The organism is Alkalimonas cellulosilytica (genome assembly GCF_036325985.1).
Taxonomy (GTDB): Bacteria; Pseudomonadota; Gammaproteobacteria; order Enterobacterales; family Alteromonadaceae; genus Alkalimonas; species Alkalimonas cellulosilytica.
Window position 1 is genome coordinate 110,653 of the sequence record NZ_JAUHLI010000002.1, and the last position, 23,285, is coordinate 133,937.

General features: G+C 52.1%; 19 protein-coding genes. 4 read left to right on the forward strand and 15 right to left on the reverse strand.

Annotation, left to right across the window (positions count from 1 at the left end; translation table 11 throughout):
* Positions 1-97 precede the first annotated feature (97 nt).
* Together QWY20_RS02330 and QWY20_RS02335 are read right to left on the reverse strand one after the other, a co-directional pair.
* Entirely contained in the window at positions 98-3,460 is a 3,363-nt protein-coding gene (locus tag QWY20_RS02330) for a TonB-dependent receptor domain-containing protein (protein ID WP_330127424.1), read from the reverse strand.
* A gap of 368 nt (positions 3,461-3,828) precedes the next feature.
* Complete coding sequence (locus QWY20_RS02335; RefSeq protein ID WP_330127425.1) at positions 3,829-4,842, reverse strand: hypothetical protein; 1,014 nt, start codon at positions 4,840-4,842, stop codon at positions 3,829-3,831.
* Between the two features lie 184 nt (positions 4,843-5,026).
* Between QWY20_RS02335 and QWY20_RS02340 the strand changes: the two genes are divergently transcribed.
* Both QWY20_RS02340 and QWY20_RS02345 read left to right on the forward strand, forming a co-directional pair.
* Positions 5,027-6,124: an efflux RND transporter periplasmic adaptor subunit gene (locus QWY20_RS02340; RefSeq protein ID WP_407935389.1), complete on the forward strand. Its 1,098-nt coding sequence runs from the start codon at positions 5,027-5,029 to the stop codon at positions 6,122-6,124.
* Positions 6,125-6,129: 5 nt separating this feature from the next.
* Positions 6,130-9,291 (forward strand): efflux RND transporter permease subunit, encoded by a 3,162-nt coding sequence (locus tag QWY20_RS02345; RefSeq protein ID WP_330127427.1) that lies wholly within the window; start codon positions 6,130-6,132, stop codon positions 9,289-9,291.
* Here the strand turns inward: QWY20_RS02345 and QWY20_RS02350 are convergent.
* The 4 genes from QWY20_RS02350 to QWY20_RS02365 all read right to left on the reverse strand — a co-directional run bounded on the left by QWY20_RS02350 (position 9,288) and on the right by QWY20_RS02365 (position 11,438).
* The gene (locus QWY20_RS02350; protein WP_330127428.1) at positions 9,288-9,704 is read right to left on the reverse strand and encodes a response regulator; all 417 of its coding nucleotides are present in this window, start codon (positions 9,702-9,704) and stop codon (positions 9,288-9,290) included. The genes QWY20_RS02345 and QWY20_RS02350 overlap by 4 nt on opposite strands.
* A 148-nt stretch (positions 9,705-9,852) precedes the next feature.
* Positions 9,853-10,047 carry a hypothetical protein gene (locus QWY20_RS02355; protein ID WP_330127429.1) on the reverse strand — a complete coding sequence of 65 codons (195 nt, stop codon included), beginning with the start codon at positions 10,045-10,047 and terminating at the stop codon, positions 9,853-9,855.
* 75 nt (positions 10,048-10,122) lie between these two features.
* Positions 10,123-10,497, reverse strand: coding sequence for a response regulator (locus tag QWY20_RS02360; protein ID WP_330127430.1), 375 nt, complete (start codon positions 10,495-10,497; stop codon positions 10,123-10,125).
* A gap of 245 nt (positions 10,498-10,742) precedes the next feature.
* The gene (locus tag QWY20_RS02365; protein WP_330127431.1) at positions 10,743-11,438 is read right to left on the reverse strand and encodes a DUF2726 domain-containing protein; all 696 of its coding nucleotides are present in this window, start codon (positions 11,436-11,438) and stop codon (positions 10,743-10,745) included.
* 259 nt (positions 11,439-11,697) lie between these two features.
* Here QWY20_RS02365 and aceB point away from each other — a divergent pair, with 259 nt between their 5' ends.
* Positions 11,698-13,317, forward strand: a complete 1,620-nt coding sequence (gene aceB, locus QWY20_RS02370) for a malate synthase A (protein WP_330127432.1) — start codon at positions 11,698-11,700, stop codon at positions 13,315-13,317.
* Positions 13,318-13,438: 121 nt separating this feature from the next.
* Here aceB and QWY20_RS02375 read toward each other — a convergent pair whose 3' ends face one another.
* From QWY20_RS02375 to QWY20_RS02400, 6 genes are all read right to left on the reverse strand, one after another.
* On the reverse strand, positions 13,439-14,380 hold the full coding sequence (locus QWY20_RS02375) for a LysR family transcriptional regulator (protein WP_330127634.1): 942 nt from the start codon (positions 14,378-14,380) through the stop codon (positions 13,439-13,441).
* A 110-nt stretch (positions 14,381-14,490) separates the two neighbouring features.
* Positions 14,491-15,495 (reverse strand): cytochrome d ubiquinol oxidase subunit II, encoded by a 1,005-nt coding sequence (gene cydB, locus QWY20_RS02380; RefSeq protein ID WP_330127433.1) that lies wholly within the window; start codon positions 15,493-15,495, stop codon positions 14,491-14,493.
* On the reverse strand, positions 15,492-16,865 hold the full coding sequence (locus tag QWY20_RS02385) for a cytochrome ubiquinol oxidase subunit I (RefSeq protein ID WP_330127434.1): 1,374 nt from the start codon (positions 16,863-16,865) through the stop codon (positions 15,492-15,494). The genes cydB and QWY20_RS02385 overlap by 4 nt, the downstream gene beginning before the upstream one ends.
* A 10-nt stretch (positions 16,866-16,875) precedes the next feature.
* On the reverse strand, positions 16,876-17,427 hold the full coding sequence (locus QWY20_RS02390; protein ID WP_330127435.1) for a GbsR/MarR family transcriptional regulator: 552 nt from the start codon (positions 17,425-17,427) through the stop codon (positions 16,876-16,878).
* Between the two features lie 144 nt (positions 17,428-17,571).
* Positions 17,572-18,126 (reverse strand): BON domain-containing protein, encoded by a 555-nt coding sequence (locus tag QWY20_RS02395; protein WP_330127635.1) that lies wholly within the window; start codon positions 18,124-18,126, stop codon positions 17,572-17,574.
* 158 nt (positions 18,127-18,284) lie between these two features.
* Positions 18,285-18,740: a hypothetical protein gene (locus QWY20_RS02400; RefSeq protein WP_330127436.1), complete on the reverse strand. Its 456-nt coding sequence runs from the start codon at positions 18,738-18,740 to the stop codon at positions 18,285-18,287.
* 192 nt (positions 18,741-18,932) lie between these two features.
* Here QWY20_RS02400 and QWY20_RS02405 point away from each other — a divergent pair, with 192 nt between their 5' ends.
* Complete coding sequence (locus QWY20_RS02405) at positions 18,933-20,279, forward strand: sigma-54 interaction domain-containing protein (protein WP_330127437.1); 1,347 nt, start codon at positions 18,933-18,935, stop codon at positions 20,277-20,279.
* A gap of 34 nt (positions 20,280-20,313) precedes the next feature.
* Here QWY20_RS02405 and QWY20_RS02410 read toward each other — a convergent pair whose 3' ends face one another.
* From QWY20_RS02410 to aceK, 3 genes are all read right to left on the reverse strand, one after another.
* A complete protein-coding gene (locus tag QWY20_RS02410; RefSeq protein ID WP_330086171.1) occupies positions 20,314-20,490 on the reverse strand; it encodes a DUF1328 domain-containing protein in 177 nt (58 codons plus the stop codon).
* Positions 20,491-20,732: 242 nt separating this feature from the next.
* On the reverse strand, positions 20,733-21,413 hold the full coding sequence (locus QWY20_RS02415) for a tRNA-uridine aminocarboxypropyltransferase (protein WP_330127636.1): 681 nt from the start codon (positions 21,411-21,413) through the stop codon (positions 20,733-20,735).
* Between the two features lie 117 nt (positions 21,414-21,530).
* On the reverse strand, positions 21,531-23,285 hold the full coding sequence (gene aceK / locus QWY20_RS02420; protein WP_330127438.1) for a bifunctional isocitrate dehydrogenase kinase/phosphatase: 1,755 nt from the start codon (positions 23,283-23,285) through the stop codon (positions 21,531-21,533).

Sequence of the window (23,285 nt, forward strand, 5' to 3'; positions counted from 1 at the left end):
CTGGCCGGATCCGGTACTGAATACAGCAATACCGGGCTTAAAAAAAGCTCTGGCTGATGCCAGAGCTTTTGATACAAGACTTCATTACAGTGCTCGACTAGAGGCGTAAATTGACCCCCGCAAAGAAGGTGCGGCCAGCAGCGCTTACCGGGTAAGCGTAGTTGGTGATAAAGGGTTTTTCATTGGTCAGGTTATTGACGCCACCGTAGAGCATCAGCTCCGGGCTCAACTTATAGCTGGCGTTCATATTGTGAACCAGCGTAGAGGGCATCATGACTGAATCGCCGTACAATGACTGGTAGGTATCTTTAAGTGCAAAGCGGAGTAATTGTTTTCCATGATACTGAGTCTGCCAGCCTACACGTAGCTCCCGATACTCCCATGACAGATTAGCATTACCCGCAAGTTTTGGATTGCGATTTTCTTCTAATATGTCATTAAACTCATCAATATTTAATGGGTTGGTAAAGTTTCTCAGTTTCTCCATACGTGTGCCAGCAACACGAGCACTTACATTATGTTCGCCCAGACTGAAATTGTAGCCAACTGAGAAATCAATACCTGATGCTTCACGTTTGGCGAAGTTGATATCGGTAGATTTCATAAAATTAAAGCCACCGAAAAACAAAGAGTTAGGGTCGGAGTTTCGGGTCAGTAAATCACAAAACTGAGCATTTAAACTACTCCCGGTAAAACAACCATCGGCAATGTTCTGACCACTAACAGCGTTGATGGCATCTTTGAGGTTGATGCGCCAGTAATCCACACTCATGTTGAAGCCTGGCAAGAAACCTGGGGTAAACACAAAGCCTACCGTCAGGGTTTCTGCAGTCTCTTCCTGCAGATCCGGGTTACCTCCGACTACTCCACCAAAGGCCGCGGTGAGTGGATCGGCAAAGCTGTAGTTGCCGTCTCCATCAAATGGGTCCAGGCCAATGGTGTTGAAATAAGCCACGCAATTAGCCTGAGTATTATTCGCTCGCTCGGGATCATTGGGCCGGATAGCATTTATTTGTGCTGCATCACACGGATCTGCTGGACGGAAGGTGGTGCCCGTTTCAGGACCGAATAATTCGGTAATATTCGGCGCCCGCACGGCTTCGGAGTAACTGGTACGAATACGTAAGTCCTGTACCGGAGCCCAAAGCAGATTGGCGCGCCAGGTGGTGGTATTACCAATGGTGGAATAATCCGAAACCCGACCTGCCAGATCCAGCGTTAACTCATCAGCCAGGAAAGTATCAAACAGCAGGGGGATGGATAATTCAGCAAAAACTTCATAGACATGGTAATTCCCTCGTTCATTACGAACAATGGTTTCAGGCCTGAAGGTCAAACTGGCATTGCTGGAAACATCGGCCACGTTAGAGCCGGCTGGGTATGGAGCACCCGCAGGAATCACGCCGCGGCGCCACTCATCAAACTCAGCTTTTGATGTTTCACGGCGGTACTCAACACCTGCAGCAAAGGCGATGGCACCACCTGGCAGCTCAAAGTAATCGCCAAAATCACCGGCCAGCGAAGCGCTTAATACTGTTTGATCCAGCGTAATTTTGCTTTCGTTGGTGCGGGTGACCCAATCCAGCGCTTCCTGAGTGACTCCAACCCGTCCTGCCCAGATATTCAGGGGTACACAGCTGCCATCACCAGGCGTAAAGGTAAAGTAGCCAGGATCATAGTTTGGGATATTAAAGGGAGTTCCCATGGCCGGTGTGGTTGGGTCAACATTAACCCGACAGTCTGGTTGACCACCGGCGGGATTACTTACGGCGTCGATAGCGGCAAAGAAGCGATCCACAATTACTTGATGCGTCAATTCAGACTTACGGGTGAACTGGCCATAGACTGCGCTAGCATCCCAGCTCCAACCATTATCCAGAAAGCCATCAATGCTGACAACTCCTCGAATGGTTTCCCGTTTGTTAGTTTCCATGGCATCGCCAAGGCCAATAGGATCGATGGTTAAGCTGACCCCTCCGGTTTGCTGAGCAATAGGACGGATAAATTCGGGTAAAAATGGGTTATCTGGTGCTCCAAGCAGTAAGTCCCAGAAGGACGTTGGATGGATGGTATTTTTAGCTTCCTGACGAACGTATTTCAGCTCACCCCGAAGCACGATATCTGACGTCAGGTCGTAGCTGCTCAATAAGTTAATGGCAAAACGCTCTTCGGGGATCAGTAAGTAGCTGGTGTTTTGCTGGATGGTATCAAAGGAGTCACCACCAAAACCCTGAGTGGGGCTAGCGACTAATCCGTCCTGCACCGGGCGGTAAGTGCCGTCGGGCAAAATGGTCCAGCAGCCACCTAGAGCGCCGAAGGCGCCAGGGGCAAAGGAAGAGGTCCAGCCGGTAAAGGAGTCCAGACAGTCCGGTATACCATTTCCATCCAAATCAATGGGGGTAAACTCGTCAAAGCCAGCAAAGGTAAAGCCATTTCCTGGAGCAATCAAACCATAACCCGAGGTAAAGGGGAAGGTTCGTCCTGGCAATATCGCGCGTTGTGGCACGATGCCAGCCCGCTCAATCAATGCCAGTTCTGCCGATGTTAGATTGGGGCGGGTACCAAAGGTGGCTTCGTAGTTATTCAAAAACGCATCAGCCGAGCCTGGGATGGCCAGCCCATAAACCGGACGACCTTGGGACGGGTTGTAAAACTGATGAAAGTGAGGCGTATCGCTGCGGTTTAAATCGCCTATTTGAAAGCGGCGATCAGGATTCACCCAGTCACGGCCTGAACCTATCAAATGGCCATCTTTGCGTTCATAAGCGCGTAAGCCCCGATCTTGGCCGTAGGATAGATTCAGGGCAACATTGCCGCGATTGTCAGCAAAGTTGCTGCCCCAGGTTGCATCCAGCTTGTATTTGTGGGCACCGCCTTCGTCGGCTCCACTGGTTTGCGCATCGAACTCAAAACCTTCGAAATCATCGCGCAAAATAAAGTTGACCACCCCCGTCACCGCATCGGCGCCATACACAGCCGAAGCTCCACCGGTCAGTACTTCCACCCGGCGCACCAAACTGGCCGGGATGGAGCCGACATCAACGGCCGAGGATCCCTGAGTACCACCAACATGGCGCTTGCCGTTCACCAGCACCAGAGTACGGTTGGAGCCCATACTCCGCAGGTTCAGCACATTGGTACCACTGGCAAAACCGCTTTCATTGGCCATGGAACTGGTGGTGGAGGAGAACAGCGCCGGGATATCGTTGACTACATCGGCGATGGAAAACTCACCCGACATCCGGATTTCTTCTTCACTGATCGACTGCACTGGCGATGGCGAGGCCAGGTTGGCATCACGGGCAATCCGCGAGCCGGTCACGAAAATACGCTCGACACTTTCGGTTTCTTCACTGACACTTTCGCTTTGTTCTGCAAACAAAACAGGCGAAGTAAATAGGATGGATAGCGCAACCGCTATTATTGATTTTTGGTACAAGTCAATGTGCTTCGTCTTCATTTTTGCTCCATTTATCGCATGGGTTCTTTATGGAGCATGGCAAAAACTATGCCGCTGACAAGTTTATTTATGCGCTATTATGGGGAAATTAACCTGAAAATATGCATTTATATGCAGATAATGTCGATTTTTGTGCATATTTTTTGGTTGATTGAAAATGTTGCGCACTTGCTTGGTGCAAGATGGCTGATGGTTTAATTTCGAAAAAGCAGTGCGTTAAAACACGCTATCCCCATAGTGGTACTTTTTGTACCTCTATGGGGCGATGGCAAGTGATTATAATTATGCACGATATAAAAAAAGGGCTTCGTTTACATTGAAAGCCCTTTATCAGTTACAAGTTTTACGCATTGTGCCTAAGGTGATACTCAGACCAGCAAGTCAATCTGTTGCACCAGGCCAGCTTTACCTGTGGTGCTTAAAAAGACACTGCTGCGCTGCAGCATACCGGCAAGCTGGTCGCTGTTGTCAAAAAACAGCGGCATCCGGGTGGGGACCGACTGCACCGAGACGGCACCGATTTGCGCCTCTGCCATACTCAGTTGCTGACCATCCGGCCGCCACAGGTACAGGTCTTGCCAGATGGTATCTTGCTGGTCGATAAAGCCATTGCCATCCAGGTCGTAAGCAGCTAGTTCGGCAAAACCTTCACCGGTGCTGGGGCCAAAGAGTTCGGCACCGGACTCAATCCTGCCATTGCCGGTTTTATCCAGCCCCAGATAAAACTGCTGCGCTGCCAGGTTGGGCAGTTGCACCGGCACACCGGTATTAAAGAGATCAAAACTAAAAGTATCGCCGCTTAGTTGCGCTGGCATGCCATTCAGGCTAATGACGATAGGATCCTGCAGCTCGCTGGCCAGCAGAGTACGGCTGCTGATGGTAGCCCAGCTGTATTCCATCTGAAACGAAAAGTCCCAGTTGATTTGCTGGCCATCAGCCAATTGTGCCGAGCCACTGAAACTGGCAGAGACTGCCTGATAGCCAAACTCCCATTCGGTAATGCGGATCAGCTCATCGTTGCCGGTTGGCTCTGCAGCTCTGATCTGAGGTGTTTCTCCAGTTGGACTGAGCTGGTAGAGTTCAATCTGGCGGTTGGATAGCTGCTCCAGAATACGCTTGACCATGCCAACAGTCTGATAGGCATTGAAGGCTTTTTCTTCCAGTGCTTGCTCTTCGTCAGCCGGTTGGTTATCAACGGCTTCTGCTGCTGGCTCAATGCGGTTGCGTTGCAGTGCCTGTTGCGCCCGCTCTGTTGCTTGCGCAGGCAATACAGGTGTAACTGCCCGGTTGGCAGGCACTTGGCTTCGTTGCTCCTGGCGACCCTGAAACACTGCACTGACTTCCGTCGCCCGGAGTTGTTGCGTTGCTGTCATAAGTTCCATAACAGGCTCCGGCTGGGGGATGATACCGGGTTATCGGCTGGAAGAATGCAGTATTGAGTGTTTTTTGAACAATTTCTTTGTGTTCTGTCGTATTTGAAAGGGGGAAGAACCGATAGCGGTCTGTTTTGTAAAAAACCACTGGTATAGTTTATCAGTAACCCTATGGTTGGATAGTCGGTCATTGATGCATGATTTGAAGGGGAAAGATGTGAAGTTACACAGAGCAACCGGTTGGGCGCAAGGGAGATTGCTGTTGTTATTGCTGCTATTGACTGGCTGTGAATCTGCTGAGCAGGCCGGCAGCTCGGCCAGCACCACATCTGAAAACAGGGTCATTGCGGTGGCTGCTGCTGAGGTACAACATCGGGATTTGTCCCGTCGCTTGCTGCTTTCTGCTACCGTTCGGCCGCGAGAAACTGTGCGGCTTTCGGCACAAACCCGCGGTATTGTGCAGCAGTTGCTGGTTGAGGAGGGTGATCGAGTTCGTGCCGGCCAATTGCTGCTTAGCCTGAACCAGGCCGAGCAGCGGGCTGAGCTGGCGCGGGCAGAGGCCTTGCTGGAGCAAGCACGACTTGCGTATCGGCGGCAGGCCGAACTGTATCAGCGTGAGCTGACAAGCTCTTCGGAGTATCAGGCTCAGGCTGCGGCCTTGCGGGTCGCTGAAAGCGAGTACCAATTGTGGCAAACCCGGGTGGCTTTTGGCACTGTGCTGGCGCCGCGTGATGCGGTGGTGAGCCGGCGCTGGGTTGAACTTGGTGAGAGCATTCGTGAACAGGATCCTTTGCTGGAGCTGACCGATGTATCCCAATTGGTGCTGCATCTTGGAGTATCAGAACTCGATGTGGCTTATCTGACCCTGGGGCAGCAGGTGGAGGTGCAGTTGGATGCGATGCCAGGGCGTACTCTGACCGCTCAAATCCGTCGGATTTTCCCAACGGCTGAACTTAGCAGCCGCTTTATCACCGTGGAGGTGGCTTTACCTAAAGAAGCCTGGCAGCAAGGGGTTCGGCCAGGCTTCTTAGGTCGGGTGAATCTTACTATAGATTCCAGACAGGATGCGCTGGCTGTGCCAGCCACCGCTGTAGTGCAGCAGGAAGAAGGTGCTTTTATGATGGTCATTGTCAATGAGCGCCTGGAGAAACGCGCAGTGCAAACCGGGGTACAGCGCGGTCAGTGGCTGGAAATTACCGAGGGGGTTGAAGCTGGCGAAGTGGTGTTGGCAGCACTGGCCAGTGAAATGAACGAAGGCCAGCGTGTTCGTATCGTTGGTTGGCGGGGGTAAGTCCTATGCGCAAAACAACAGCCAGCAGCACGTCCGCAATTACCAGTTGGGCCATTGACCGCCCGGTCGGCACGCTAGCACTGGCATCGGTTATTCTGGTGCTGGGGCTGTTTTTCATTCAGCGCCTGCCAGTAGATTTATTGCCGCACATTGAGTACCCACAAATTCGGGTTACGGTGAATTACTCCGGGGTAGCGCCGGAGGTGATGGAGGAGCAGGTGACCCGGGTGCTGGAGCGCAATCTGGCTTCGGTTGAAAATCTGGTGCATATCGACAGCCGGGCGTCGGAAGGCCGTACCAATGTTAATTTGCATTTTAGTTATGGCACCAATCTGGATGTCGCCTTACAAAATGCATCCCGGGCACTTGAGCTGGCGCGCACGCAGTTGCCTCGCGATATCGAGCCTCCCCGGCTGTATAAGTTTGATCCTTCCCAGGCGCCTATCTGGCAGGCTGGATTTAGCTCACCCATTCGAACCGAAGTTGAAGTACGCGATTGGATAGAAAATCGCCTGACACCGCATTTGATTGCCATCGAAGGGGTGTCCTCGGTAGAGGCTGCTGGTGGTTTGGAGCGGGAAGTGCAGGTGGTGCTGGATCAGCATCGATTGGCTGCTTATCAGCTGACGATGCAGGATGTGGTGCAGCAGCTGGCCGCAGAAAATGTCGATATTGCTGGCGGCTGGGTCACCTCGGATCGCTTTGATGTGATGTCCAAAACCGAAGGTCGCTTTCGCAGTGTCGAAGATATCGAGCAGTTGATGCTGCCACTGCCTGGCTCTGAACAGCGCATTCGTTTGCGTGAAGTGGCAACGGTAACCGACAGTTTTCGTGAGCAGCGGGTCTTTAGCCGGTTAAATGGTGTACCAGCGGTGCAGTTGTCGGTTTTTAAATTGCCGGAAGCCAATACGGTTGAAGTGGTTGAGCAAGTACAAAGTGCTATCGCGCAGCTGGAGCGCTCGGGGTTTATTCCTGCGGATATGGCCGTTCAGGCCATCAATGATCCGGCCTTTTTTATCCGCGGAGCCATCGCCAGTGTCTCCAGCGCCGCCCTTTTAGGCGGCAGTCTGGCGATGCTGGTGGTCTGGCTATTTTTGGGCAGTTTGCGCAAAAGTTTTGTCATCGGCTTATCCATTCCGATTGCATTGATGGCGACTTTTGCCCTGATGGGACAAGGCGGGTTGACCATCAACATCATCAGTCTGGGCGGTCTGGCGCTGGGTATCGGCTTATTGCTGGACAATGCCATTGTGATGCTGGAGAACATTTTTCGTCATAACGAGCAGTTGCACAAAGCACCAAACCAGGCGGCTAAAGATGGCTCGGCGGAAGTCGCCTCGGCAGTGATTGCCGGAACCATGACCAATCTGGCGGCTGTGGTGCCTTTTCTGTTGATCACCGGTATGGCGGCATTGGTGTTCCGGGAAATGATTTTGACCATCTCCTTTGCGATCCTGGCTACTTTAGTTGCTGCCCTGACGCTGGTCCCAATGCTGGCAGCTTTGCTGGGCAAGGTGCGTTGGCAAAGTGGGTTGAGCAAGAGTTTGCCCGTGCGTAGCTTTCATCGATTACTGGACACACTCAGGTTGAGCTACGGTCGTCTGCTTGGCTGGGTGCTGAAAGCACGGTGGTGGGTGCTGGCGGCTACTGCTGTGGCTTTTGTGGGCAGTTACCAGCTGTTTCAGCAACTGGGTGGCGAATTCCTACCACCGGTTGACGATGGCAGTGTGTCGGTACGTATTGCATTGCCGCCCGGGACCCCGCCACAGGAAACAGAGGCCATAAGTCGTGAAGTTGAAACACTGCTGGCCTCCATGCCGCATGTAGAAACCTTGTTTGCTTTAGTCGGCGGGCACTTAAGCGGTGGCATTGTCAATGAGCGCCCTGGGGTGGCGAACTTCCGTATGCAGCTCACCCCGGCCAGTCAGCGACCTGAGATGACGGCAGGGCAGTGGGTCAGTCATACCCAGCAGGCATTGCAGCAGCTGTCTTTGCCCGGTGCCCGCATCAGTGTGCGTCCACCCAGCATCCGTGGTTTGCGTTTTGGTCGCGCCGGAGCAGACTTTTCTGTGGCTATCGTTGGCGAGGATTTAGCCGGCTTGCACCGTGTCTCCAATCAAATCGCTGCTTTATTGCAGGATGTGCCTGGCTTGCAGGGGCTGGAAACCGCCCGTGAAGAGCAAAGTCCCTTGTTGCAAATCCGGGTGGATCGTGAGCGGGCGGCAGATTTTGGTTTGGGCGTGGCAGAGGTTGGTCAGGCCATCCGGCAAGCGGTGCATGGCGCTGTGCCATCACGTTTTGTCGATCAAACCCGTGAATATGATATTCGGGTGCAATTGCCCCGCTCTCAGGTGCAGGATGTCGAGCAACTGGGTAATTTGTTGTTGTTCCGTAAACAGGGGCAAACGGTGTTTTTACGCGATTTGGCCCAGTTTGAGCTAACCGATGGCCCGGCTCATATTGAGCGTGAGAATCAAAGCCGTTTGCTGCGGATGAATGCCGATATCAATACCGCTGAGTCGGATGTCGCCAGTCTGATGGCTGAAGTGGAGCGGCGGCTGGAAAGCCTGGAGTTGCCGGATCAGTTTAGCCTGATTTTAGGGGGCCAATGGGAAACCATGCAGGAAACCCAGCGAGAGCTTGGCCTGGTGATCGTGCTTTCAATTTTTCTGGTCTTTGTGGTGTTGGCGGTGCAGTACGAAAAGCTGAGTAATCCACTGGTGATTATTACTGCGGCACCCATGTCACTCATGGGCGTGGTGCTGGCTTTATGGCTGACCGGTAGCTTGCTGTCGGCCCCGGTGCTGATTGGGGTAGTACTCTTGATTGGTATTGTCGTGAACAATGCCATCTTGCTGGTGGAGTACATTGAGTTTGGCCGTGCTGAAGGTAAGGGCATGCAGCAAGCCATTGTTGAAGCAGGTCAAATCAGGTTGCGGCCTATTTTGATGACCACGCTCACCACTGTGCTGGGGATGACCCCTCTGGCGATCGGGCTCGGGGAGGGTGCCGAGATCATGCAGCCACTTGCAATCAGTGTGATTGGCGGTTTGCTGGGGGCGATGTTGCTGACTTTGTTACTGGTTCCTGTGCTGTATTCATTGATTATTGGTGCCAGTGAGCACTTGGTGCATGCCTTCACCGGTAAGCGGCCAGTATGGCATTAAGATCGGCTGGCCCAGCCAAGGCCTTTAGCAGTTGCCGGACGCTGAGAGTTGCTGAGGTTTTTTTGCAAAATGCTCTGAATTTTTCCGGCAGAGAAGGGTTTGGCGATAAAACCTGCCGCGCCTGCCTGCACACTAAACTTCAGGTTTTCTACGGTATTGTGGGCAGTGACCACGACGACAGGGCTGGCAGGGGCAAGCGCTTTTAGTTGGTGAATCAGCTTGGTACCATGAATATCAGGCAGCTCCAGATCAAGAAAGATAACATCGAAGCTCTGATGTTCTAATTGCTGTAGCCCCTGTTGGCCGGTATCGGCATCCACTACCAGTGAAAAGCCAAGCAGTTTCAGCGTTTGGCGCAGCAATTCGCGAATGGTGGCATTATCATCGATGATCAGAGCTGTGGTGGTGTTCATCGCAAGTTCCTTTTGCTGCACATCGATTGATGTCGGTTCCATGCAATGACCGACACATCTCAAAGTATAGTCGCTGCACTGATGGCTGTCATAAAAAAGGCAGACAACACAGCATCAGCTGATCCTGTGCTGACTTGCCTTGCTCGCATCAGACTTTGATGTCGATGTTCATGCCCAGATTACCAACCGGCGATGGGCTTTGTGCGGCAGCAGAAGTCTGCATCGCACTTTCCACTAACAGATTGGTCATCTGTGCTTCCTGGTTTAACTGTTTTTTTGCCATCACAGCCCCCAGGACCTCAAACGCCTGGGCCGAAGCCGTGGCGCCAACGGATTGACTCATAAAACCTCCTTGGGTTAGAGCAAGTCGTCATCAGTTTATCGGCTGGAATCTTTTAGACTTTAGCTTCCATTTAGCTTAAGCCGTACTGGCCGTTTTCTTTCTGAGCTTTTGCAGCACTTCGGCAATTTTCTGGCCAAAGAAAGGTTTGGTAATAAAGCCTGCCGCTCCGGCCTGGATGGCTTGCTGCAGATTTTCACGCGTACTGTGTGATGTAATCACCACGACCGGGGCTGCACAAGCCTCTTTGAGCTGGCTCAGCAGGCTGATTCCATGGATATCGGGCAACTCCAAATCCAAAAACACCACATCTACCTTATCGTAAATAGCATGTTGTAAACCAAGTCGACCATTGGGAGCATCTGTGATCTGGCTGAAGTCCATCGTCATCAGGATTTGTCGCAATACTTCACGGATGACGGCATTATCGTCAATGATCAACGCATTTTTCATTCGGTCATTCCCTGGCAAAAAAAGCTTAGAGTGTGTGGTTGGCTCTGAGTGTAGATGAGGAGCTGCTGTTTTGGGAATATGGGAACACAACTATCCGAAATTTATCAGACTTCCATCGGCAGCAAACCAAAAAGAAAGCTGCGGGCTTTTTTGCCGCTTTCGCTGTATGAGCAGGAAAAATGATGCCGCCTGTTGCAGCAGGCGGCATCCGACTTATCGCAGGAGTGACTCATTTCTCCAATGCGTTAAGAAGCCTGGACCAGAGCTGTCGATTGCGCCTTAATTTGCGATTGCGACAACGCTGGAGTAAATCTGGGGCTGGCCGGTTTTAATGGCAGGGTAGCTATTGTATCCGATTGCGTCGTTGCCGGCATCAAAGGGCGGATAGGACGAACCGGACGGGTTGGGCCTTTTTTAAAGCGGCCTTTAATAATGGGTTCGGTTTTCTTAATGTTGGCTCCGAGCCGGTTGATTAGGCACTGCTGAATATCACCGACTGAATAACCTTGCTTAATTTTCATTCGCAGATACGGCAGGCCAACGGCTTCCAGCGCACCGCTAACATACCAGTCGTGGCTTGCTTTGTGCCCCTGTTTGCTGTTTGGGTTCACCAAATCAATCACCGCGACGATCGTCATATCGTTTGGATCGCAGAGCACAAAGTCCAGGTACTTGTGGTTCATTTTTAACAAAGCGTTGCGACGGGTTTTGCTGCTGGTATTCTTTTTAAAGTCCAGCACATCGGCCAGCTTTACCCGGCTGAGTACCTTGTACTCTTTGTCGACTGCTTGTTCCAGTAATCGTAAAAAGCCACGCTCTACCTGGGTAAAAACAGGACCACGTTTTTGAAATGGAAACGGGTTGCCCTGCTCGACAAAACGACTGGCCACAAGTGCAGCAACCACCACCAGTGTAACCAGCAATAGCAAGATAAACTCCATAATCCCTCCGACAAGAAATTGACATAGCCACAAGAATTTTCCTGTACTGGCTAGAGTAAAGCATAAGCTGTGCCAACATTAAGACTGGTCATGCACGACTATATTTCTGGTGTGAATCGTAAGTATATCGCTCATTGATTTCAGTTATGGCAACTGGCGGCTTATAGTGAGGCACAGCAACTAAGTTTCTACCTGAAGCTGGGTTTCAGGTGGACCATGAATCATCAGGCCAGCTTTATTGGCCGTGAAGGAGATGCCCATGACGACCACAGCGATTGAACGCCAGAGCCTGTCCATTCAAACTGATCCGGCCGATGCCGGCTTTCAGCAACAGCTGGAGCAGGTGTTTACTGAACAAGCTTGTACGTTATTGGTAGAGCTGACACGTGAGTTTCGGCCGCGTCTGCAGCAATTGCTGGCTGAGCGCGGGCAAAAGCAGGCGCGTTTTGATGCCGGCGTTTTGCCGGATTTTTTACCAGAGACTCAAGCGATTCGGGAAGGTGACTGGCAAGTGGCTGCGATCCCCACCGATCTGCAGGATCGTCGGCTGGAGATTACCGGCCCGGTTGATCGCAAGATGGTGATCAATGCACTGAATGCCGATGTCAAAGTCTTTATGGCCGACTTCGAAGATGCACAGTCGCCGACCTGGCAAGGGGTGGTGGAAGGTCAAATCAACTTGCGCGATGCCAATCTGGGCACGATTAGCTATACCGACCCGCAAAGCGGCAAGCATTATGCGCTGCAAGAAAACCCAGCTTTGCTGATTGCCAGGGTGCGTGGCTTGCATCTGTGGGAGAAGCACCTGGAGGTTGATGGCGAACAGGTGCCGGGTGCGCTGATGGATTTTGCCTTGTACTTTATTCACAATCTGGCCCAGCGGCAGAAGATGGGCACCGGTGTCTATTTTTACCTGCCGAAACTGCAGAGCCATCAGGAAGCCAAATGGTGGGATGACGTGTTTCGCTTCACCGAACAAAAGTTTGGCGTACCAGTAGGCACTATTCGCGCCACGGTGCTGATTGAAACCCTGCCGGCGGTGTTCGAGATGGACGAAATCCTGTACAGCCTGCGCGATCATATTGTGGCGCTGAACTGTGGCCGTTGGGATTATATTTTCAGTTACATTAAAACCCTGAAAAACCATCCGGATCGGGTGTTGCCCGATCGGCAGGTGGTCACCATGGACAAGCCGTTTTTAAGCGCTTATTCCCGTTTACTGATCAAAACCTGCCACAAGCGTGGTGCTTTGGCGATGGGCGGCATGGCTGCATTAATTCCGTCGAAAGATCCGGAGCAAAATAAAGCCATTCTGGCCAAAGTCACCGCCGACAAAGAGCTGGAAGCCAGCAATGGTCACGATGGCACCTGGATCGCGCACCCAGGCCTGGCCGCGACGGCTGGTACTGTGCTAAACAAGCATCTGGGGGATAAACCGAATCAATTGAAGATGCTGCGCGAGCAAGATGCACCGGTCACGGCCGCCGACTTGCTGGCACCCTGCGAAGGCGAGCGCACCGAAGCCGGCATGCGCACCAATATCCGGGTGGCGCTGCAGTACCTGGCGGCCTGGATCAGCGGTAAGGGCTGCGTGCCGATTTACGGCCTGATGGAAGATGCCGCTACCGCCGAGATTTCCCGCGCCTCGATTTGGCAGTGGATCCAGCATGGCAAAAAACTGAGCAATGGCCAGCTGGTCACCAAGCAGTTGTTTGCCAGCATGCTGGATGAAGAAGCGGAGGTAGTGAAAGGGGAAGTGGGTGCCGATATCTGGGCCAGCCAGAACTTTGAGCGGGCCAAAAGCCTGCTGCTGGATATCACCACCGCCGATGAACTGGTCGACTTTTTAACCTTACCAGCCTACGACTTACTGCCGTAACATCCCAGGTGTTGAACGACTTTGGCTCTCCCTAACCTGGGATGCTGGGAGCCACTGCAGCCGCTGCTGATCTTGCTGATGTTGGCAGCGGCTGATCTTTTAAAAGCACGCTTTTATATCGTTAAGCATTAATTTCTTCGGCGGTCTCGGTGATCAAGCGGCGCAGCCAGATATGGCTGGCGTCCTGATGCAGCAGTGGGCTCCAGATCATTTTCAGCTCAATCGATGGAATGGCAAAGGGTGGGTCTAAAATGGCCATGCTGTCGTCGTTTTCGTACAGCCGCGCTGCCCGAAGCGGCAGGGTGGCGATTAAGTCCATTTCCACCGCCAGATGCATGGCGACATGGTAGTTACGGGTAAAGACACTGATGGTGCGCTGTTTGCCGAGCTTGGCCAGGGCTTCATCGACCCAGCCGAGCTTTTGAATGTCTTTTGGGTCCATACCAACGCCCACACCAAAGCCGGTTTTACTGACCCAGATATGGCGGCTTTTTAAATAGCTTTCCAGATTAAACTGCTTGAGCACCGGGTTTTGCCGGTTGACCAGACAGGCAAAACTGTCGCGCCAGACGGTTTTTTGATGAAAAGACTGCGGCAGCTGGTCAAAGCGGTTGATCGCCATATCGACTTTGCCGTTTTCCACATCGTGAAAAGTGACATCGGATGGCGTCATAATATCCAGCGTGGTGGCTGGTGCCTGCTCGCGCATTTTTTTCAGCAGCGCCGGGATCAGGGTGGAGGCGGCGTAGTCGCTGGCCATAATGCGAAACACCCGGCTGCTTTGGCTGGGATCGAAATCCTTGTGCGGCTGCAGGCTTTCTTCCAGCGTCAGCAGCACACCGCGCACAATGGGTGCCAGCTCTTTGGCGCGCTCGGTGGGCACCATGCCTTCAGAAGTACGGACCAAAATGGGATCGTTCAGCAAGTCACGCAAGCGCTTTAAGCCATTGCTCATCGCTGGCTGAGTGATGTTGAGCTGGTTGGCAGCGCGGGTGACATTTTTTTCCCGCAGTAGTACATCCAGATAGACCAGCAGGTTTAAATCGACTTTGTTGATATTCATCCGTTCAATGCTTATTTGGTTGGACATTGATTGGCTGAATCATAACACCGGTGAATGGGCGCTGCATTAAAATTTACAGCAGCGCCCATTTTTCTTGGCTGGAGGGTTGCTCAATAGTACTTCAAATCATCGGCCTTACCGCGAAAGGCGTAGTAGGCGACTGCGGTATAAGCCAGAATAAAGGGCAGTACAAAGATGGCGCCAAAGAAAATAATCTGCAGCGAATCTTTCGAGCTGGCGGCCTCGTACAACGTCATTTCGTTTGGCACCACAAAGGGGTAGAAACTCAGCGCCAGGCCGGCAAAACAGCAAACAAAAATAATCAGTGTCAGCCAAAAGGGCAGCCAGGCGCCTTTGTCATCCGGCAGTGGTAAACGCTTTAATACCAGATAACCCAGCGCAAACATGCCAAAGCACAGCAAGGGGATGGCGGCATAAAAATACGCCAGCGGTGGCTCGGTCCAGACGGCATAGACATTGGCATTGACCAGCGGGTTGATCATACTGACCGCCAGAATACCGCCAAAGGTCAGCACGCCGGCTTTTTTGCAGGTAGCGATGGCATGGCGCTGTAGCTCGCCGCTGGTTTTGCCTATCAGCCAGGCATTGCCAATCATGGCGTAGGCGGCGGTGACGCACAGGCCGCTGAAGCTGGCAAAGAGCACACTGGTCAGTTGGTAGTTCAAGCCCATCACGTAAATGCCCAGCATAAAGCCCTGGCTGAAGGTCGCCAGCAAGGAGCCGGCTTTAAAGGTCCAGTCCCAGTTGCGTTTTTGCGCTGGCTTAACCTTGGCACGAAAGTCAAAGGCTACGCCGCGCAGGATCAGGCCAATCAGCAGCAGGGCGGCTGGCAGGTACATGGCGTGCAAAATGGCGCTATGGGCGGCAGGAAAAGCCACCAACAGCAGACCTACGGCCATCACCAGCCAGGTTTCATTGGCGTCCCAAAAGGGGCCGATGGAAGCAATGGCAGTATCACGCCAGGCTTCGTTGTGCATCGGCAGGGTAATGCCCACCCCCAGATCGTAGCCATCCAAGATCCCGTACAGCAGCAGCGAAAGGGCGGTCAGAGCAGCAAACACCAGTGCCAGATTTTCAGCGGTTAACCAACTCATGCGGTAGCTCCTTCGGCGGATGCACTGGCTTTGCGCTCGGGCAGGCCTGGCTGGGTGAGATCGTACTCTTCGACATCGACGGCCCGCTTGGCCAAGACAAAGAGGGTTTTGATGTAGGCAAACAGCAGCACGGCGTACAGCAGCAAATACAAGGTCAAAGTAATGGCAACCTGCTCACTGGCGATGGTGGTCACCGCATCGCGGGTTTTAAGCACACCATACACCAGATAAGGCTGACGGCCGATTTCCGTGACGTACCAGCCGGCCAAAGTCGCCACCCAGCCAGAGAAGGTCATACCAACCAACAACTTGAGTTGCAGCGGTGTCAGGCTGCCATGGCGGTACAAGCGGGCGCTGCACCACCAGGCGATGGCCAGCATCAGCAAGCCGATGCCGACCATCAGCCGGAAGCTGTAAAACACAGGAGCTACCGGCGGGTGCTCGCCTTTAAAGTCATTCAGGCCTTGCAACTCGCCATCCAGCTGATGGGTTAAAATCAGACTGGCCAACTTGGGAATTTCCAGTGCAAAGCGGTTTTGCCGGTTTTCTTCATCCGGCAGCGCAAACAGCACCAGTGGCGCGCCTTGTTGGGTTTCCCACAAACCTTCCATCGCGGCCACTTTTTGCGGTTGGTGCTCCAGGGTGTTCAAACCATGCAGATCGCCAACAAAAATCTGCAGAGGTACCAGCAAGGCAGCACTGAACAGAGCGGTTTTTAACGTCAGCTGCGGTGCTTTTTTGTTATCACCGCGCAGCAGACGATAAGCCGACAAGCCAGCCACTAAAAAGCAGACCGTCAGGGCTGAAGCCAAAAGCATATGAGTGAGGCGGTAGGGAAAAGATGGACTGAAAATAATCGCCAGCCAGTCGGTGGCATGCGCCACGCCATCGCGCATTTCAAAGCCGACCGGTGTTTGCATCCATGAATTCAGCGCCAGGATCCAAAAGGCCGACAAGGTCGTCGCCAGGGCCACCAAAAAAGTGGCGCCGGTATGAGCCCAACCCGGTACCCGGTGAAAGCCAAACAGCATAATGCCAAGCAGGGTGGCCTCCAAAAAGAAAGCGGTCAGGATTTCATAAGCCAGCAAAGGTCCGGCAATATTGCCGACGGTTTCCATAAAGCCGGGCCAGTTGGTGCCAAACTGAAACGACATGGTAATGCCACTGACCACGCCAAGGGCAAAGCTCAGGGCAAAGACTTTCACCCAAAAGCGGTAGGCCCGCATCCAGACAGGGTGTTTGGAGATATCAAAGCGGATTTTGAAGTAAAACAGCAGCCAGCCAAGGGCTATGGTGATGGTGGGAAACAGGATATGGAAGCTGATATTGGCGGCAAACTGGATCCGCGACAGAATAAGAGTGTCCAACATAATGACCTCGCTAATCGGCTTTTTTTGCCATCAGTTTGTCTTTAAATTCCAGCACCTTGCCCACACCGGAGCCCAGCTTCATTAAGGTGTTGAGCTTTTCCGGTGACAAGGATTGCAGGCTTTGCGCCCAATCGGTGATATTTTCCAGCAAGTCGTGAATTTCGGCGATACGCTCCTGAGCATAGGCTTCTTCGGCATTGCCGGCTTCATCCAGCAGAATATCGCGCAGCAACGACAGGGTCGGGTCGATTTCGCGCTTTCGCCGCTCTTCAAACACCCGGTTGGCCATATCCCAGATGCTGCCGCGGCTTTGGTAGTAATCTTTGCGATCGCCGGGGCGATGGGTGGTATGCACCAGCTGCCAGCTGTGCAGCTCTTTTAAACCCATGCTGACATTGCCACGGGAAATCCCCAGCAGCTCACCAATGTCGTTGGCACTCAGCGGTTGCTGGTTAATCACCAGCAGCGCATAGATCTGGCCAACGGTGCGGTTAAAGCCCCAGCGACTGCCCATTTCCCCAAAGTGACAGACAAAGGACTCGATCATCGGTGTCATCCGCATAGCTACCTCTTTTTGAATATTCAGAAATTTCTGAAAGTATTATAGGTGAGATTTGATGCAGATCAATCTTTTTCAGCTAAAACAAAGCCGGCTTGTTGCCAAGCCGGCCAGGTAATTTTACCGAGAATGAGTCGTGCGGGTAAATCAGGAGCTGGAAACTCGCAACTGATTATCTACCCGAGTGACATCATTTGATTTTTTGGCAAGAGCTTCAGCCAAATCACGCTCGGAAGCTGAATCGACCTCGCCTTGCAGGGTAACCACACCATCATTTACATCAACTTTTATGGCAGTGCCACTGACTTCAGACTCAAGCAGCAAACGGGTTTTGACGACCGCAGCAATTTTGGCATCTGTCAGTCTGCCACGATTTTGCTTGTCTTCACTCTTTGAGCGATCAGCTGGCATCACAGTTAACTGATTGTCGACGGACTTTACGCCCTCCAGGTTTTCAACCAGTTCACCAGCCAAGGCTTTATCCACTTCAGTGGCAACCTGACCGGTCAAGATAACGTTCCCGTCTTCAACGTTGGTATTGATTTTAAAAGAATTTAAATTGCCGTTTAGCAGCAAGGTTGTTTCGGCTTTACCAACAATCCAGGCATCTTTTGCTGTGTCTTGCCACTCATGGGCAGAGACAGCAGCAGAAGTACCAGCCAGGGTCAGGGTCATCATTGCGGCTACAAGTGTGCGTTTCATACATAGACTCCTTTTGTTGTGGGACACTTTCAGAATTGCCAGTTTGATGCCAACATTTTGGCGTATGGTAAGTGCTTGTTTTATCGTGGAATGAGTTATTTCGTTCATTTTGTGTTAATTTTCTGATTGTAATTTTAACCTGCTTATCGGTAAAAATTTCACAGATCTTCGTTCAGCAACAATGGAATGAGCTCATCCGCCAGCATTTGTAAGCTGGCCGTCAGGTTTGCCAGTTCCCGGGTATTATCTGGGTGTACTAAGGTACGGCTTAAGTGTTTAAAGAGGGTTAACTGTAAAAACAGTTGCTGGGGTAGCTCTGTGCGCCAATGAGCTTGGCTTGTTGTTATGGCTTTACTGTGGTGGTGATACCACTGCCAGAGCGTAGCGGAGTTGCTGGTTGTTGTTGCTTTTGGCCATTCAGCTGTGTCGAGTTGATAAGGCCGTTGATGAAGTTGTGCCAGCGCCGCAAAATAACGCCGTACATTGTTATTGGTTATTTCGGGGATCGCTTGCTGATAAAATTGCCTGGCTTGTTCACAGATAGCGGTTACTTCCTGGATGATGGCTTGATCACAGACTACCGGGATGGTTGATTTTCGCTGGTCATCCAACACAAGATGCTCTCCTGAAGTCACTGTCTCCATGAATTCATATTCAATTCATGTACCACTTCTATACTGATGAATTATAAAGGGAAAACTTCGTTACCTTTGTCCTTCCTCGCCATTTAAGTAAGTTTTACCGGAAGTCATTGTTAATTTTACATGGCTGGACTAGAGTAGGTCATCACACCACAGAGAGTTGATATGAGCAGACCCAGGCTATTTATTCATGTGCGCGATCCCAAGCTGGCGGATGAATTAGAGCGCTCTGCCATAATCAGGCAGTTTATCATTGTGAAAAGCGGTGATGATTCAACCTGGTCAGAGCAACTGCAACAGCAAGACTGCGAGCTGGCACTGATTGAGACCGATCAACATGATGATGCTGATCATCAGGCCCTGCTTGCCAGTAAGATTCTGACAGAAATTGATTTCATTTTTATCAGCAGTGGTACGCCCAATGAAAGGCTGGATCAACTGATGCGCAAGGGGGCAGGTTACCATTTCAGAGCTCCGCTTGATGTGGCCTCATTGCTCGACACGCTGCATGATTTTTATCAGCAATTAAGTACTAAGCGCACCGACGTGAGCGCAACCTGCAGTGAGCTCGATCAGTTTGGTTTACTGGTGGGTTCTTCCAAACCAATGCTAAAACTGTACCGGACTATCCGTAAGGTTGCGGTGACAGATGCCAACGTACTGATTGTGGGAGAAAGTGGTGCGGGTAAAGAGCTAGTCGCCAATACGTTGCATCTAGCTAGCATGCGTGCGGACAAACCCTTTGTAGCCATTAATTGTGGTGCTTTAAGTCCAGAGTTAATTGACAGCGAGTTGTTTGGTCATAACAAAGGCGCTTTTACCGGCGCCCACCGTGATCATCAGGGCGTTTTTGCTCAGGCAAAAGGCGGTACCTTATTTCTGGATGAAATCACCGAAATGCCCATTGAGCATCAGGTCAAGCTGTTGCGGGTATTGGAAAATGGTGAGTATCGGCCTGTGGGCAGTGACAAGGTGTTTTCAGCGCAGGTGCGTATTGCCGCGGCAACCAATCGTGATCCGATGCAGGCCATTGCTGATGGTATGCTCAGAGAAGACTTGTATTTCCGTCTGGCACAGTTCCCCATTCATGTACCGCCACTGCGCGAGCGGGAACAGGATGTGCTGGGGTTGGCACAACATTTTCTGGCTTATCGCAATGTGCAGGAGCAGCAAACCAAGCAATTTTCAGCCGAAACGCAATGCTTGATAGCCAGCCATAGCTGGGCTGGCAATGTACGGGAGTTAAAGCATGCCGTTGAGCGGGCCTATATTCTGGCAGACAGCATCATAGAGCCCAACCATCTTTTATTGGATGAATGCATGCCGGGTCAGAATGATTGCGAACTGGCAGCAGCTTCGGTGCCCGTAGGTGTTCGATTGGATGAAGTGGAAAAAGCAGTGATTTTACGTACCCTGGCACTAAATGGAGGGAATAAAACCGATACTGCCCAGCAGTTGGGGGTAAGCGTCAAAACCTTGTACAACAAGCTGGAAAAGTATCAGTTCGATTGATCGCTGTGCTAGAAGAAAGCCTCCCAGGCAGGAGCTACATCCTGGGTGGCCTGCCCCGCAATGCGCCTGCTACTAATGAAATTAGCAACAACACCACAAAGATGTAAAAGATAATCTGCGCAATACCCGCCGCAGTTCCGGCAATACCACTAAAGCCAAGTGCAGCTGCAATAATGGCAACAATTAAAAAAGTTAATGCCCAGCCTAACATGGTTGCTCCTTACTGTATTTCGCATACAGCTCTGTTCCAAAAGTTGTTGGTGTAATCCCTCATGGAATACTAAGCAATGGCTGTGCCAGGTTAATTAGTATGATAATGTTATTTAAAATCAATATCTTGTATTTTTTACGCTGGGTTATCAAAGCAGACTGAAAGGCGGGAGTCTGTAGAAATTACCAGCCCGCAGTAATTTTTATATGGCGTGATGATTTCAAGCAGGCTGATGCTGTGGGTTAACTGGTTTTTTGTTTGTCGGGATCCAAATGCGGTTTGGTTTTCAGGTAAGCGGCGCGAAAGGTGCGAAAATACTGCTGCAAGGCGGTACTTGCCTCAGGCAAAGCTGCCAGGTGCAGCACTTTGATGGCCACTTCAGCGGTACACAGCTGGTGCAGGTGGGCGGCCTCACGCAGCCGGTAATCCGAGGCCTGCTCTGGCGCGATGCCAAGCACCGGCAAGGATTGCAAGTAAGGGCTTTTCAACATTTTCTTGGCTTCACGCCAGGTGCCGTCCAGCAGCACAAACAACGGGGTCTTGCCATCCGTGTGGTTGGCGAGCTGGGTCGAAGTATAAATGCAGCGGGCTGGCTCAACGTATTCGTGCGGGAAAATAAGCACCGGGGCATAAGCCGGGTTGGCCAGCAGCGCCAGCAAATCAGGGGCTACTTCGGTGCGCTGCCATAAAAATGCATGGTTATCGGCCATCACATCGGCAATCAGCCGGCCGGTATTGCTGGGTTTGTAGGCTTCGCCCTTGTACATCAGCAGGCAAAACGCAGCCCCTTGTTGTGGCTCGGGTTTGGCAGCGCAGATGCAGTGGGCCTCGGCCAGCAAACAGGCCGGGCAGCGCTTTAGTTTGGCGCCTCGGGCCAAAAACACCCGTTTGGATGCCAGCAATTCGCGTTCGCGCAGCGCCATAACGGCATTATGTGGTGTGGCAGCAGAGGTCAAAGGGAAGGCTCCAGGGCAAAGAGGCGGCAGTATATACCCTCAAGATGTGAGTTTCAAAGTCGCTGGGCGCTTTGCCCGGCAAGCTCAGGCTGAGCTCTCGTGAAAACGGGCACTAAAGCGCATGCCATCCGGGTAGGGAAACACATCGTCAAACTGACCGGCGCGGATGCGTTGCTGCATCTGTTGCCAGTAAGCCGGGTCCATCAGCTCGGGGTGGGACTTGAGCAGTAAATCCCGTAGCTCGGGCTGAGCCGTAACATAGGTGCTGATTTGCTCCGGAAAGACATCACCCGGTGCGACAGAGACATCGCTGTAAAGAGCGTCATCAATGCTTTCGGCTTTCGGCAGGGCGCGAAAGTTCACATCCAGCAGGTACTGCACTTCATCGTAATCGTAAAAAATCACCCGCTTGTGGCGGGTCACGCCGAAGTTTTTCAGCAGCATGTCGCCGGGAAAAATATTGGCAGCAATGATGTCTTTTAACGCCTGGCCGTAATCTTTCATGATGCGGGCTTTTTCATCCTTGCCTACCTGCTCCAAATACAAATTCAGTGGGATCATCCGTCGTTCGATGTACAGGTGTTTGATCACCACCAGCTCGTCTTCAATCCGCAGCGAGCCGCCGATGCTTTGCTGTAGCTCTTCCAGCAGCTCGGGGGCAAAACGGTCGATGGGCAGCGCCACATCCGAGTATTCCATGGTATCGGCCATCCGGCCGACCCGGTCGTGCTTTTTCACCTGCAGGTAGCGGGCTTTGACGGTGGCGCGACTGATGGGTTTGCTTTCGGGGAATTCATCGCGGATCACTTTAAACACATAAGGAAACGACGGCAGGGTGAATACCATCATCACCAGGCCGCGGATCCCGGGCGCGGCGACAAACTGATCGCTGGAGCGGGTTAAATGCTGCAGCAGCTCGCGGTAAAACTCGGTTTTGGCCTGCTTGTGCAAACCGATGCTGGCATAAAGCTCGGCCAGGGTTTTGTGCGGCATCAGTTCACGCAGAAACTGGATCAAGGCCGAAGGCACCGGGCTTTGCACCATAAAATAAGCGCGGGAAAAACCAAACACCACCGACAGCTGCTCGGGCTCAGTGATCAGGGTATCCAGGTAAAGCCCCTCGCTGGGGGCGGTGGAGCAGGCCTGCTGATGCAACACCGGGATCACAAAGGGCTGCTGGCCCTCTGGCGTCACCACCCGGCCAATGATGTAAGCAGCTTTGTTGCGGTAAAAAGCGCTTTTTAAAATATCAAAGCGGATCAGGTGCAGCGGGTACTTGCCATGGCTGGACTGGTCCAGAAAGCTGCGCACCAGATAGCGGATATCGCGCTCCAAATCGATGAAAGCGGGACCGAAGCGAAAATCGGCAATGATGTGGCGCAGGGTTTGTTTCAGGCTGTTTTGGATCGGAAAGTAGCTGTCGTACACCGAAGCGACCGGAGCCGGCAGTTGCTGGCGATTGAGGGTGCTTTGCACAAAAATATTCTGGTTATGAAAGTACTTGCGCTCAAAAAGCCTACAAAACAGCGAGTTGTAAAAGGTTTCGGCCAGCTCCGCCTGCGGGTGCATCTGCAAAAAGTCACTGTACTGCTGTTTTACATCCTGCCAGAAACCAGCCGATCCACCCGGATCCGGCAACTGCTGTTTGAGTTGCTGCAGGGTTTCATTAACCCGTTGATCATAAAACGAAATGCGCTCTGAGCTGAGCTGCAAAAAGCCCGGCCAATCGGCCTGGTTAAAATAGCGGCTGGCGGCCGCTGTGCAGTCTTCAAACAGCGAAAAATGGCGTTTAAAGCCTTTTAAAATCAATTCAGCGATGGTTTTGGCGGTGAGCTGCAT

Bases quoted from the DNA above. Each gene is read 5' to 3' on its own strand.
- cydB (WP_330127433.1), bottom strand. From the start codon at position 15,495: ATGAGTTGGTTAACCGCTGAAAATCTGGCACTGGTGTTTGCTGCTCTG.
- QWY20_RS02395 (WP_330127635.1), bottom strand. From the start codon at position 18,126: ATGAAACGCACACTTGTAGCCGCAATGATGACCCTGACCCTGGCTGGT.
- QWY20_RS02415 (WP_330127636.1), bottom strand. From the start codon at position 21,413: ATGGCGCTGCGCGAACGCGAATTGCTGGCATCCAAACGGGTGTTTTTG.
- QWY20_RS02375 (WP_330127634.1), bottom strand. From the start codon at position 14,380: ATGAATATCAACAAAGTCGATTTAAACCTGCTGGTCTATCTGGATGTA.
- aceK (WP_330127438.1), bottom strand. From the start codon at position 23,285: ATGCAGCTCACCGCCAAAACCATCGCTGAATTGATTTTAAAAGGCTTT.
- QWY20_RS02350 (WP_330127428.1), bottom strand. From the start codon at position 9,704: ATGAACACCACCACAGCTCTGATCATCGATGATAATGCCACCATTCGC.
- QWY20_RS02385 (WP_330127434.1), bottom strand. From the start codon at position 16,865: ATGTTGGACACTCTTATTCTGTCGCGGATCCAGTTTGCCGCCAATATC.
- aceB (WP_330127432.1), top strand. From the start codon at position 11,698: ATGACGACCACAGCGATTGAACGCCAGAGCCTGTCCATTCAAACTGAT.
- QWY20_RS02410 (WP_330086171.1), bottom strand. From the start codon at position 20,490: ATGTTAGGCTGGGCATTAACTTTTTTAATTGTTGCCATTATTGCAGCT.
- QWY20_RS02405 (WP_330127437.1), top strand. From the start codon at position 18,933: ATGAGCAGACCCAGGCTATTTATTCATGTGCGCGATCCCAAGCTGGCG.
- QWY20_RS02335 (WP_330127425.1), bottom strand. From the start codon at position 4,842: ATGGAACTTATGACAGCAACGCAACAACTCCGGGCGACGGAAGTCAGT.
- QWY20_RS02340 (WP_407935389.1), top strand. From the start codon at position 5,027: ATGCATGATTTGAAGGGGAAAGATGTGAAGTTACACAGAGCAACCGGT.
- QWY20_RS02360 (WP_330127430.1), bottom strand. From the start codon at position 10,497: ATGAAAAATGCGTTGATCATTGACGATAATGCCGTCATCCGTGAAGTA.
- QWY20_RS02345 (WP_330127427.1), top strand. From the start codon at position 6,130: ATGCGCAAAACAACAGCCAGCAGCACGTCCGCAATTACCAGTTGGGCC.
- QWY20_RS02365 (WP_330127431.1), bottom strand. From the start codon at position 11,438: ATGGAGTTTATCTTGCTATTGCTGGTTACACTGGTGGTGGTTGCTGCA.
- QWY20_RS02330 (WP_330127424.1), bottom strand. From the start codon at position 3,460: ATGAAGACGAAGCACATTGACTTGTACCAAAAATCAATAATAGCGGTT.
- QWY20_RS02355 (WP_330127429.1), bottom strand. From the start codon at position 10,047: ATGAGTCAATCCGTTGGCGCCACGGCTTCGGCCCAGGCGTTTGAGGTC.
- QWY20_RS02390 (WP_330127435.1), bottom strand. From the start codon at position 17,427: ATGCGGATGACACCGATGATCGAGTCCTTTGTCTGTCACTTTGGGGAA.